This window comes from Pseudoalteromonas sp. PPB1 (genome assembly GCF_015356275.1).
GTDB classification, from domain to species: Bacteria; Pseudomonadota; Gammaproteobacteria; order Enterobacterales; family Alteromonadaceae; genus Pseudoalteromonas; species Pseudoalteromonas rubra_D.
Genome location: NZ_JACEQV010000031.1, coordinates 24,977 through 37,834, shown reverse-complemented (window position 1 = coordinate 37,834; position 12,858 = coordinate 24,977). Strand labels below are relative to the sequence as shown.

12 protein-coding genes are annotated in these 12,858 nt (G+C 41.3%); 10 read left to right on the top strand and 2 right to left on the bottom strand.

Annotated elements, in window-relative coordinates; genetic code table 11:
- Positions 1-603: 603 nt before the first annotated feature.
- The 3 genes from IY568_RS21760 (at position 604) to IY568_RS21750 (ending at position 2,331) form a co-directional block, all read left to right on the top strand.
- A complete protein-coding gene (locus tag IY568_RS21760) occupies positions 604-1,203 on the top strand; it encodes a GIY-YIG nuclease family protein (protein WP_228553502.1) in 600 nt (199 codons plus the stop codon).
- Between the two features lie 274 nt (positions 1,204-1,477).
- Entirely contained in the window at positions 1,478-1,639 is a 162-nt protein-coding gene (locus IY568_RS25460; protein WP_194868676.1) for a hypothetical protein, read from the top strand.
- 320 nt (positions 1,640-1,959) lie between these two features.
- On the top strand, positions 1,960-2,331 hold the full coding sequence (locus tag IY568_RS21750; protein ID WP_194868675.1) for a hypothetical protein: 372 nt from the start codon (positions 1,960-1,962) through the stop codon (positions 2,329-2,331).
- A 173-nt stretch (positions 2,332-2,504) separates the two neighbouring features.
- On the opposite strand, the gene IY568_RS21745 is transcribed toward IY568_RS21750, so the two are convergent.
- Together IY568_RS21745 and IY568_RS21740 are read right to left on the bottom strand one after the other, a co-directional pair.
- Positions 2,505-3,590 (bottom strand): NAD(P)/FAD-dependent oxidoreductase, encoded by a 1,086-nt coding sequence (locus IY568_RS21745; protein WP_194868674.1) that lies wholly within the window; start codon positions 3,588-3,590, stop codon positions 2,505-2,507.
- 38 nt (positions 3,591-3,628) lie between these two features.
- Positions 3,629-6,091 (bottom strand): hypothetical protein, encoded by a 2,463-nt coding sequence (locus IY568_RS21740; protein WP_194868673.1) that lies wholly within the window; start codon positions 6,089-6,091, stop codon positions 3,629-3,631.
- Positions 6,092-7,162: 1,071 nt separating this feature from the next.
- Here IY568_RS21740 and IY568_RS21735 point away from each other — a divergent pair.
- The 7 genes from IY568_RS21735 to IY568_RS21705 all read left to right on the top strand — a co-directional run bounded on the left by IY568_RS21735 (position 7,163) and on the right by IY568_RS21705 (position 12,789).
- Positions 7,163-8,236, top strand: coding sequence for an SMP-30/gluconolactonase/LRE family protein (locus tag IY568_RS21735; RefSeq protein WP_125563788.1), 1,074 nt, complete (start codon positions 7,163-7,165; stop codon positions 8,234-8,236).
- Between the two features lie 110 nt (positions 8,237-8,346).
- A complete protein-coding gene (locus IY568_RS21730) occupies positions 8,347-8,685 on the top strand; it encodes a mCpol domain-containing protein (RefSeq protein ID WP_194868672.1) in 339 nt (112 codons plus the stop codon).
- Positions 8,686-8,829: 144 nt separating this feature from the next.
- A complete protein-coding gene (locus IY568_RS21725) occupies positions 8,830-9,306 on the top strand; it encodes a hypothetical protein (RefSeq protein WP_194868671.1) in 477 nt (158 codons plus the stop codon).
- A 713-nt stretch (positions 9,307-10,019) separates the two neighbouring features.
- A complete protein-coding gene (locus tag IY568_RS21720) occupies positions 10,020-10,499 on the top strand; it encodes a hypothetical protein (RefSeq protein ID WP_125563782.1) in 480 nt (159 codons plus the stop codon).
- Positions 10,500-10,676: 177 nt separating this feature from the next.
- Complete coding sequence (locus IY568_RS24950; RefSeq protein ID WP_228553501.1) at positions 10,677-11,285, top strand: hypothetical protein; 609 nt, start codon at positions 10,677-10,679, stop codon at positions 11,283-11,285.
- 502 nt (positions 11,286-11,787) lie between these two features.
- Positions 11,788-12,348 (top strand): hypothetical protein, encoded by a 561-nt coding sequence (locus IY568_RS21710; RefSeq protein WP_194868670.1) that lies wholly within the window; start codon positions 11,788-11,790, stop codon positions 12,346-12,348.
- A 108-nt stretch (positions 12,349-12,456) separates the two neighbouring features.
- A complete protein-coding gene (locus tag IY568_RS21705; protein ID WP_194868669.1) occupies positions 12,457-12,789 on the top strand; it encodes a hypothetical protein in 333 nt (110 codons plus the stop codon).
- The last annotated feature ends 69 nt before the right edge of the window (positions 12,790-12,858 follow it).

Genomic DNA, 12,858 nt, shown 5'->3' with positions numbered 1-12,858 from the left:
TTTGCCAGGTTTTAAGTAAATAAATAGATAGCAAAAGAGAATAGATTAAATTTTTATATCTTAAATGGCGCCTCTGTTCTGGAAGGAAATGTTGAGGTGTCATCGCTGCTGAAACCTCAAGCTCCAGTGAAGGCTGATATCTTGCGCCTGCGTTGCAAGAAAGAAGAGCTTATTGAAATCAACAATAATCTTGGTGAGATGTTTGAAAAATAACCATTTAAATTAAGTGGTTAAGGTTATAGTCAGTGAGAGGGGAAATATGCAAAAAGTACACATAATAAGTCTCTAAACCAAAAGGGCATAAAGCAGCCGACTGCGCTCCTTCCTCGATAAGTTTAGCCTACTATTTTGCACTGGTTAAATAAGTGTTATGACTCGATGACAAATTCCGAAAATAGATATTTCAGAGAAATTAAAATGCCAGAACAATTAAAAGGGCTTTTTGAGCAAAGCCGACTTTCTTCATTATTTGAAGTACGTGTAGAAGAAGACAATGACGATCATGCTGTAATTAGGCTGAAGTCAAATGGGTACCGTTTACGTTCTTTCGAACTTTGGAACAAGAGTGGTTAGCAATTTGCGCGATTTTATCATGGGGCTTCAATGCCTGAGTCAATTAAGCAAGAATTAGATGCAGTTACAGGGAATTGCAATTCGGTAAAGCGTTGGTCCGATTTTAAAGGTGATTATGATCTAATCTTTGATGGTTTCTTTGATGTGCTCTCAAGTGATACCACAAAAGAGGTTGCTGAAAAGTCGAAAACTTATACCAAGAATAGTGCCTACGAGGGGTTGGCTTTACCAGACGTAGATACTTCTGAAACTAACGTTCTTGGGCTAGAGTTTTCATGGAAAGAAATCATTGCAATAGCAGAGGACAGTGGTGAAGATAATCCTCTAAAAGAAGTGCTATCTAGGAATGGTGTTTACCTGCAGCGTTCCAAGGATGGTGCTTCAAGATATGTAGGATCAGCATATGGGCATGGTGGAATAATAGGGCGTTGGTTGAAGCATTTATCTTCTAATGGTGATGCTAAGCACTTGAATTTATTTGTACTTGAGAATGGCTATAATAATCTTGTTTTTACTGTATTGGAGTTCACCGATGGTGAGTATGCTCTTGCTGCTGAACAGCGCTGGAAAAGAACTTTAGGGTCCAAAAATAGCGGACCTTACGATGGGTTGAGACTTAACCGAAATTGAGTCACCACAAACCGTTTATGTTTGATTTGCAACGTATGGTGCTTTTACTATGCGTTGCTCACCTTTTTAAGGTGTTAAATATCACTCATGAATGAACGAGCAACTGAAATATATGCTTGTATGCACGCTATGATGGAGTCTAGTTGCAATGAATGCGGATCAACGTGCAGAATTAGCCGCGTAGGGAAAAGAACTCATCGATAGGCACAGTATTAGCGCAAATGTTTGGCCTGGGAGGAAAAAATATATTGACTCTAAGCCTTTTTTAGGTTTTATGGAAAAAGAGCTAATCTCGAAGATTGCTAATAAATATCGAACAAGTAATTTTAACGTTTTGGCAGGTTATTCTGTGGCTGGCCTTCTGGTAATTAATAGCTTTCAATTTCGGTCTAAACTTTTTCAAAGTCATTTAGCATTTAGTCCTGCTGTTTGGTGAGGAGTTCGAGAAGCATCTGAAGCGACGAAAGAAATTCATCAAGTCAAAAGATTATTCAGAACTATCTCTACATGAGTAGAGGCGATGAAGATGGGGAGAAGCGCGAAGTTTATGATTTCTGAGCGAGAACAATTATGAGGAATCGCTATATCGACTTAAACTTGCGATTAGATGAGTTTGATAATGATTTCACAATGGCAGTTGGGCTTTACAAGGCGTTAAAAGAGCTGTGTCATTATCAACAGCAGTAGGGTATATAACAAGCGCAGTCAAAGCAGATACATACTTGCTGCAAGCATTAGTGTAAAATTGAGAATCAGATGACATTTATTTCAAAGATAATTGTTGGTTTACTGACTATCCCCGTTGGTCTTCTAATTTTTCAGGGGATAGTGCTTTCAACGCTCAATCTATTTGCGTTTGACCAAAAAGGTATTTCTGTGTTGTTAATTGGTCTTTGTGCGTATCTGGGGTTGATTGGCTTCGTTGCTTTAGTCCGGCTTACCTATTCAAAGAGTCATAGTAAGATAGGATATGGGTATATTGCTTTTTCATTGGTTTCAGGGCTCTGTTCTCTCGTACTGTTTCTGTACATCTTTTCCTTTGCGCCCCTGATAGTGGCTTTCAGCGCATTTGTTGTGACTTTGGCTATGTATCAAGTTCATCGCTGGTATATTAACAAGCCAAAGTAACCGGGCGGCGAGAACGCCACTGGAGGTTGAGGCGTTAGCAGTATTAACAGGACAATTAGTAGCTTACCTTATATATCGACACAAATATCTAGCCCACTCATTGATTTAAATTGGCTATTTCTTATGTCGATTGGCTTGACTGAATAGTAGCTCAAAAGTAATTGATTGACGTCCTAATCCGATGATTGCAGATCCAGAGTATTCTGATAAAAGGCTTTAAGTTTATTCACATCCCCCTCTAACCATTGAGTAAGCCAGTTGTTATAGATCTCAGCAGCCACTGAGTCACTAATCTTTTGCTTGTAGACTTGTGCGACTAAGTTAGCAGCATAAATACCTGACATTAAGGCCTTAAGCACGCCGTGTGACGATGTTGGATCAAGTACAAATGCAGCATCTCCTACAATGTAATAACCCGGCTCTGCCGGCACCTTGGTTTTTCGCCAGCTAACGTCAGCCCCTTTAATACCGCCTAGCCCTGGTAAGTGAGCTAACTCTGTTGGCGGCGCATTGATTTTTCTCTGTGCTCTAGTGTGCTTATTAGCATCGGAAGGTGCTGTTGGCTTTGCATCTTCAATGAACGTGTTTTCATCAAAAAATAAACGTGTCCAGTGAATGGTACGCTCAGAGATCTGAGCTAACCATTGCCATTCATTGGTTAACACTTTAAATCTCGGTTGTTCAATGCAGTCAGAAGCCTGATTAATACTGACATAACCATAACGTGCATAAAGTGGACGACTTAAATAAGTCAGGCCCGTATTTAGTTGTTTCGCTAACCAATGTCTGCCGCCGGAGGCATCAATAATGCACTGTGCCAGGATCTCACCTTGAGTTGTAGACAAGCCCGTAACCTTGCCACTATCTCTGACTATTTCCAGGGCACGGCAAGGCTGGCGAATATCTACGCCCAGCAAGCGGGCCTGTTCAATTAAACACAGATCTAACTGTTCTCTTGGGATCTGAAAACCTTGCCAGCTGCCGTTGTCATCTTCTCCAAATGCTTGAAAGGTGGTGTTGTCTCCTTGTTCAGTCCATTGGCCTTTATAACGCAGAGGGGCTTCTGCCAGTATTTTGTCTTCAATACCCAGTTGACGAAAAAGGGGCTGTATACCCGGGTGTAAAGATTCCCCCGGCCGATGCCGGGGAAAACTCTGCCGCTCAATTAAAATGACATTAAGCCCGCTCTGACGGGCGGTAATAGCGGCTGCACAACCAGCCGGGCCGCCACCTATTATCAATAAATCAGCACCGGACATTAAGCGACTCCGGATAGCTTAAATAGCATAAAACGGGTTTATACATCACGACTAACCCAGTTACTGCGGCGAGCCGAACCGTCACCCAGGTTTAAACGCATTAGTACATTGTCGCCTGATCCGACAAATACCACCCAACTTACCTTAACCTGGTATTGGGCATAGTGTTTGGATTCATCTGTGGGGGTTGGGGACGACACGTTTTGCTGACCGGAAAATTCATTATCAAACCCCTCAACGCGATAAATAGGACCGGTTAGATCCACATTGGTGCGCGCTTCTGCTTGCTCTAATTCGCTATCTCCCGGGTTAACTTGTTTAAACGACACTATATGTGCATCATTTTTGTTATCAAGCTTATCAATTGCCCGGTAAACCCTAAGCATGGCCACTATCCGACGTTTATATTCTTCAAGCGAGATCTTGCTGGTTTGTGCAATTGAAAATAGCCCATTCAACGCATTGCGAGTGTAATCGGCGCGAGGATAATCAGGGAATTGCACTACACTACGCTCTGCATTACGGTCGACAAAGTGAGGGCCGGTTAAGCCATCCCACGAGACTTCATCACCAACGCCGCTTTCGGCATCGGTTAATGGCACAACACTACCTGCGCTAAAAGGCACTTCAAAAAAGGTGCGAGTAGTATCAGGTGCAGCTGCTGGCCAAAAGGTGCTCAGCGCAGCACATAACTTGGCATCCTCCGGAAAGGGGCTACCTAAACCATACGCGGCCAAATGATCCACATTGCCTTGCGGGGTACTTAAAGTATCAAAACTGGTATCCCAGCCAGGGGCAAAAATACCAGCCGCGCCATCCGGCAAAAAGGTATTTCGCTTTGGATGAGCCATTTTTATGATTTCAGCAGTTGTGCCATCCGTTGCCACTTCGGCCTGAGGTAAAGCTACTATTGCACTAGCGGTGATATCATTTTTAGTAAAAGGTGAATTAGGTAACTGAATGTTTGCTGCGACCCTTAAGTCAGATAACGGGGTTGGATCTGCCCGCCATAAGTTTTGCCAATGGTTGTGTTCAACCAACCAGCTCCACCAGGCAGGTAGGGTACCCGCACGTGCCTGTTTGGGAATATCATTTTTCCACCAACTATAAACAAAACGCTGACGCACCTTAGGGAAGAAGTCGGGCGCAGAAACCAAACTATATGCACTGATGCTTTCCAGCGGTTTGCCATTGTGCGACAAACCAGTATTACTTTCAGCCACTTTAACATGAGGCGTGACAGAGCCATCGGCGGCAAAATCCAGGTAGTGGAGTGCATTAAAGCCACCTTGTTTGGTGATGTCGATGACATCAGGGTTGTTTGTCAAACTGGTCTTGCTGCCATCTTCATTAACCTTTTCCCGAATATGGGCATACTCGGGCCAAGGGCGCGCACCGCTTCTTTCGGCTTGCATCGCCAAAGTCGGAGCAAACGCATTGTAAAAGAGGCCTCTGTCTGTCATTTTAGGAGTCATAAAATCTAACGGCGCTCCATCCAAAGCGGCGCCTGCAACTAAAGGGTGGGCAACCGGAACTAAAGCACCAGCCCCAAACGTTGTCGCATCACCCCACTCAGCTAATAACTCAGTAAGCCGGAAAGGTGACTGACGTAACGCGGATTCCGGCACTTCGCTAAGGCCTTCCCGGTTAAGTAACTCTGCAAATTTCTCCAATTTTTGATTATACAAATTGGCTTGCTGATCAACGTCAAGTTTAAGGCCCGAAATACATTCCTCGCCGTTGAATAACTTGTGTAAGGGCACCCAAAATTCATTATTCGAATCATCTACGTTTTCGCTTAACACCGCGACCGGGCCAAAACGGTCTTTACGACCTTTAAACTTAGCGGCAATATAAGGAGAGAAGTGGCAGGGCAAAACACGAATTTGATGAATATCGTCGTCATCTAAAAACACGCTATAGCCTCTTAATTCGGGTGAGTAAACGGCTTCATCGGTTCCTACCCGGGCAATACCAGTACGCGAAAAACACATATCGGCATGAGTACCATGTACGGTTGACTGAGCAACACGGTATTCGGTACTAAAGCTACACACAGCCAGCTCCAGCTCTACATTGTCCGGAAAGCCCATAATGGTACGAGCTTGTTGTTCAATGTCTGCCAATGTGGCTTGTCTGGCGGCAAAAACAAAGTTCTCGACAACTTCTATCTCTGCTCTGCTCGGAAACGCCTGAAGTTCAAATCCATCCGGTTTGGTTAATACATTCGGGGACGCAAAAGCATGATATAACAAGCTTTTAGCAGGCTCACTGGCACTAATTAAATGGTTTGCTGATACATGAAAGTCAGTAAAGCCGGCCAGGTTCCTATCTATTGTTAAGGGCTTGGTCAATAACGCTTGTTTAAAATCATCATCACTTAATTGCCGTAACGTTGCTAAGCCGATTTGCCAGCCATGGTGGTTCAACAACTCCAACCAGCCTGCGTCTGCGTCAATTAGTCTGATAAGTGCCTGTTTAACTTGTTGTATTAATGCCATCACAATCACTCCTTTACGTCGTGAATTTAGTTTTAGTTGGATAGAGCAATGCCAACTCTTGCTAGTCATTAGCTAGATTTCAGAGTTCACATTAGAATTGCTCAACATAACCGGGCAGCGAAATTGCTACACAGGAAAAATGCACAAACAAAAAGTTTTCCTAAATTTAATATATGTGGTGAAAGTGTTGCGCGCAAATAAGCCAGCCATAAACTCCTTTGGGATTACAAAAGCAAGATTTGACTAAGTTGTTAGCCGTATGCTGACAAAGAGCGCGTGATCGCCCAACAGCTGGCCTGTCAGTTAGGTTGATCAAGCAGAATTGAAGCTGCTTTGTCATTGACGATAGGATTAACAAAACGACCGCTTTGTCTAAAACCACTTATTGAAACAAATATCCGGGCTGTTCTATGGAGGTAGTTACGCACAAATTACTATCTCGTCCTACTGATCACCCTAAAGAGGGAATTCTCCAGTGCTTTGTTGAGGTGGTAATGTTTGTAGGGGGGACTTCAATAAGTTAGAAGAGTTGCCTATAAAAAATTCCGAATGGCTCCATAAATGGCAAGGTATTCATTACATCACCCATCTAAAAATGACACACGCCAATTTAGAACATCCCGCTTTTTGATGAGGATGGCCGTGGTGAATGTTGATTAGTTGGCTCCTCATAATTGAGGTTGCCTATGGCGGCTCATGCGCTTGGGCTCAACAAAAACAAGTTCACTACTTGTGAGTGTTTTTTCATTGCTCAGTGGCTGCCTGGGTAAAAATGCATCACAAATTATTACAATACTCCTAGTTACTTAAATAGGACCATTGGTTATCTTCTAACTGTATCTATCGCATAGATTGGGCTCCAAAATCATTAAAAAATAAAAGTGCCTGTGGCGAGTATGCGGGGCATGTCAATCAGCAATAGTAATTGAGCAACAAGCTCTGTTAGATGAGAAGAAGAGACTCAATTAACAAGGGACACGTGCTTTGGTTATTTGGGCTTATCAACATATACCTGTTCTTATTTATTAGTCCGACTTTAATTGAACAGGTAAATTAACAAAGAGAAATTGAATGCTAAAAAAGTGCTTAATAGGAATCGCAGTCCTGATCTTACCGCCGGCTGTTTTTGTCATGGATACAATTATTGATAGCGGAGCATATAAAACAATCGAACCGCATTTTGCAGGCTCCTGCAGTACAGTAGAGGGTGTTGTGGGCGCTGAGGATATAACGATTGACCCAACAAGTGGCCTGGCTTTTATCTCTGCACACGATCGGCGCAACTGGTCTGGTGGTGGTGGGATATATACTTATCAAACAGGCTCCTATTCAAAGCCAACGCTTATGTCTCACGACCTTGGCGGTACTTTTTACCCGCACGGAGTTTCGTTGTGGAAGAACCCTCATGGAGCTGATCGGCTTTTTGTTGTGAATCATCCCCCATCAGCCCCCGGCAGTGAGCAACGCTCTGATAGTGAAGTAATCATTTTTGATATTATCGATGGGGCGCTTAAACGTGCAAAAACATTTAAAACAGATTTACCGTATAGCCTAAATGACGTTGCGGCAATTAACAGTGAAAGTTTTTATGCAACCATCGACAAAGGCAGCCTTACTCGCTTTGGTCGCCTTTTGGAATCCTTCGGCCGTCTGGCGCGTGGTGGAATAGCATATGGAAATAACAGTAGTATTACTAAATTAACTGGCGACCTGACTTACCCAAACGGTATTCAAGTCAGCCTTGATTCGTCAAAAGTGTATGTCTCAGAGTCCACTGGTGAGAGACTGCTAACCTATGCTCGAGATAACCAAACAGGAAAGTTGCAACTCATCGACGAAATGACAATTGATAGCGGGCTTGACAACCTTGAGTGGGATTCTGAAGGTAACTTGTGGGTCGCAGGTCATCCGCAAATGCTCAAGTATCTGGAGCACAGTAAAAATCATGCAAACCTCTCAGCGTCACAAGTACTTCGGGTAAATGTAAACGATGGTATGTCGGTGGATGAAATATACCTGAATAACGGAGAGGCTATCTCAGGTTCAAGTGTTGGTGCGCCCTATCAAGACCACGTGTTGATCGGCAGTGTTTTTGAACCATTCATACTTGATTGTAAACGGGATTCAAGCATGAAACCACAATAACAAACTGTTTAACAGCGACCAAATTTTGGCTGGCTGATTTTGTTTCATGTTGCGGCTAACCAAATAGTGAGTTTTTACATAAGCGAGAGCTGTTGTATTGAGGAGTCGAGATGTATATTGTTTTTGATGGTGACGAGATAGGAAAACAGCTAGAGAAGTTGATTTTTTCAGATTGTTTAGAGCAAGCTGCAAGTTACTCAGCATTGATAGCAATGGAACTACAACAAATTCGAGAACACCTTATTGCTTCAGGTTGTGAAGTGGTTTTTTGTGGTGGTGACAGTATATTAGTGAAAGCTTCTTCGGACTTTATTGTTAGTCCAGAGCTGCTTAGTAAAAATGGTATAACCTGGTCTGTAGGAGTTGGAGAAAAGCCCAGTGATGCGGCACTTGCGCTAAAAAAGGCGAAAGCTCTCGGGCGAAATAGAGTTGAAATCTTTGGAGTGTAATAATGATGCACATATGTATGGCTGCCAAGGTTTTTGGTTAAACGAAGCCTAGATGAAACGCTAACTGTACTCATAAAGTGAATCTAATAGGTATGATACTATCCTGGGATTACGAGTTGCTGTGTATGTACTTCAGGAGGGCGGGTGGAAACGATTTATCAGAAGTTTAAAGGGCACAAAGTTAAGTTCGTATTTAATGACAAAGCGTTGTCTTATGAGTATAGCGACTCGGAAGATTCTATCGCGTTTGAGGCCCAGTATGATGAAATTGATGTGGAAAATGTCATTCGTTCTACATCAAAAAATGCGATATGGAAATTTATCGCGTCACCTTTTATTTTTCTGGCACTATTTGCTGTTGGTAAGGCTTCGCTGAATGTTGATTCGATTGAGAAGCTTTTAGCAGGGCTGGTGGTCACTTTGATTTGGGTGTTATTAGCGGTGGGATGTTGGATAAAATACAAACGCTCTGAAGTTACCTTTACTATGTTTGATAGTATGAGAGGCCGTTTGATTGTGGTTCATGATGGACAAGAAGATAAAATTATTAATCTCCTGAAAAAGTCAGTATCCAATTATCAGAGTATGCTTTCACACTTAACGAGTAATGCAGTGCATTAAAATCAGTTCTTGAGATACAAGTATTAACTTTGCTTTTTTTGGGGGGCTCGGGAAAAGGTATGGGCAATACACATAACATGCTAATAATGGCGCGGATGTAACGTCAGGCTAACGCTCATTCGCTGTGAAGCTTAGTCTGTATTTGACGCTTAATATTGGAGCATTGACTTATTTGTTAATTCTATGCGGAAATTAATACTCTTAGATATTGTTTTGGTATTGGTCCCTGCGACTATCTTAGCTGTTGGAGGGCTGTTTTTAAGCTACTTCATAGTGTTGGATTCGTTAGTAAAAACAGTGAAACTATACGAGTTCTTGGTGTTGTCATTACTTGTAATGTGTACTTTGGCTATTGTCTCTTTGTGGCTATTTTTAGTTGAGTTATATAATACGAGAGAATATCTCACTAAAAAAACAAAAAGCTACTGTAAATTTTTTGCTCTCCTTGGCGGAATTATTGCTATTTGGGCTTCAGTTTCAGTGCTTATAAACTCAATATTTGGCTTCGGTTCACCTGAAGTTTTTCAAGTCGGTGGGTTATTTAGTCCTGGTATTCCCATGCTAATACCCTTAATACATTACTGTTATCTTTTTCGGAAGTATTATTCTAACCGAGGTCATTAGTTAATGACAATGTAACGCTAAGAACGCACTGCTTCGGCGCTGATTTCAGAGTGGATTTAGTTGCACATTTTTAAGGGGTTATAGCCAAGATGAAAATAGTAACCTCTTTACCCTATGATGTAATATTCCAAGGCGAGTCTTTTGTCGACAGATATAAAATAAATATGCTTGGGTGTGTCGCACCTGCATTTAGCTTTTTCTTGTTACCAGAGGAACTTGATTTTTTAGTTGTATTTTTACTTTCGGTGTTCTATTTTTATGTGATTTTTCTATCTGGGCTCAGTAGAATTTTATGGAAATTTGATAAACCACTTTGGTGTCAGCTTTTTTTATCTCTACTATTTGGTCTGGCTGCGGTCGTGTTTTTCAGGTTTTTCGACATACAACATTGGCTAATCCATGATGTTGGTTATTTTCCTGATGGAGAAGTAAAACACTACTATGCGACTGTATTTTTTGCGCCGCTATTAGCAGCATACCTCGATTCGTTTAAAAAAGTAGAGTTAGCTTTCTACAAATCTAAGGGGTTTGACTATCGCGGTATGATAGTTGATCTAAATGGCTTGTGACTAGCTAATCAATAGAGCCTGTAAGTAGGTTGGGGAAATACATGTGTTGTGTTTTTTATAAAAGGCTAAAGGGCCTAAAAGGCACCTCATATATTACCTTGCAGTGGGGTATAAAGCGCTAATGACGTACATCCATTTAAAGGGCGCAAAGCAATAGCAGCGTTTCGAGGAAATACTTTGAAATCACAAATAACCAGAAAGTCACTACTGGAGCTGTCCCGGCAATATCCAATCGATGCAGGGATCAAAGAGTGGCGTTTTCGTTGCACAGAAGTAGGTCCATCTCAATATTCAGCAGAGGGAGAGGATACGCTGGGGCGTAAAGCTGGTTGTTCGGGTGTCGATTTTCATGAAACTCTAAATAGCTGTATTCAACAGGCAAAAGACATTAGTCAAATGACGAGAAAATCAAAGGTGCAGTATCAGTTAAATTATAAGAGCGAAGTCAAATTTGGCCCTGCATATTACTCATTGGAAATCGAAGGACATAAAGTACCGACTTTCTACTATGGGTTTGAACGCAGTGAATTGCTAGGTGGCCGTTATTTAGTTATTCAAGAATGGCTTACAACAGATTATAGAAAGGGGCCAAAAACGAGAGTTGCAATTTTTGACTTAGAAAAGAAATTGGTTTCACGCTTGGAGATTGTTGAAAAAGGTTTTGTTAGTGACTTTAGGCTTACAGAAAAAATATTTTCTTACCGAAGAACTTACTATGCAAATGCGAGGGTTGTTGATCAAGAAGTAGACTGGGATTCCATTGAAAAGTGGAGCGATATTTATTAGTCATGAACTTTTTTGCAATAGTAAAAATAAGAGGGAAGTTTTGGTGTTGATTTTTTTAAAATGGTTTTTCTATTTTAAAGTTTAAGGTGGGAGTTGTGAATTATTCGTGTGATTTTTCATTAATTAATATTGCTCCTTTTAAAAGTCAGATGTATCTTTTTTGGTTAATTAACCACTATTCATTTAGCCTCATTATCACCTCGTGGCTAAGGCTGCTCAAATAAAGTGCTTATACTAGTCTCTTCTTTGATTAGCTAACCATACTGTTCTAATTCTTGTAACCCAGTTACGGTAGAGTGAGAGTGTAGCTTTAGTTGCTGCAAGTTCTTGGTCTTGCCTAAGTTTCAGTAGCGAGGAAATAAGCCTGATGGCGTTGTCTCTCATAAAGGTTATTTGGCAGGGTGAAAACACTTGGCTTTATGACTCAGCTGTTTGTTGCATTGAAGCATTTTGACGCCATCACATGGTGATGGAGAATCAGACTATATCAAGGGGTTAAATAATGTTTTCTAAACAATTTTCGTTTTTTATTTCGCTTTTATTAGTTGGCTGTGCAAGCACTCCAGCTTATCAGTTTGTTAGAGATTTTTACACGTATGAAGAAGATGTATATGATAACCTGACAAGCACTGGTGATACTTGCTTTGATAAAACCTCAAAAATAAAAAAAGAGTATAACAAGGCTACTATTTTGCTAATCGATAAAAATAAAAAGGACAAATCTCCAATTCAGGTAAATACTCAAATTGGGGTTGAATTTATTTTTCAAGAGCTTAAAAGCAAGGGTTTTCTTCCTATGAAAGAGCTTAGCATTACTGAAAAAGTTAAGTTGAAACACCCAAGGTTGGGCGGAGGGCCTCTATTTGCTTATGTTAATTATGCATGTGATAACAATTATGAGGTAAGCAGCAACCATGTCGAAAAATTTGATATAGATGTGGTAGGGGCTTGTGTGTCTGAACATACATCAACTCTATTCAGCTATCGAAAATATCCCGCTACAGAGAAAGAAATAAAGCGACGAAAATTACTAATGAGTTGTTTTGAAGCAAAAGGGCTCTAGAATCGGAGCTTCCAGGAATGCGGTGCTATGCTTTTTCAGGGGCCCGGGCGACATCCCGACTTGTACTTGAAGGCGTTGTGCCGCACATTGTTTATAGGAGTTTGAAGCATGGAAGGAAATAGCGCCTTTTTTATCATTTATTCTGTTTCTCAAGCGATTGAGGCTTTGATTGGTATAGTAAGTACCATAGTAGTCAGTATTGCTGCGTATAAATTCAGTCAGGTTAAAGGGTTACCCTGGGGGAATGTCTTATTTTACTCGATATTAGGGTTTGTTGCTGTTTCAATGGCACAGTGGGTAACAATAGACATTTTGATGGAGTCGGCGGCAGATAGTGAGATATTAGTCGAAAGTGTTTTTTTCGTGATATTGAGTATTCCATTCTTGTTAGCTTGCATAGCCCTTTATAAGATAGCCAGTCATATTGGTGATGATGCGTAGCTACGTATCATAAAAAACTGGGTAAACCATGCCGTACTTTCTTCTGTTGGTCCTATATGTATTGGAGAT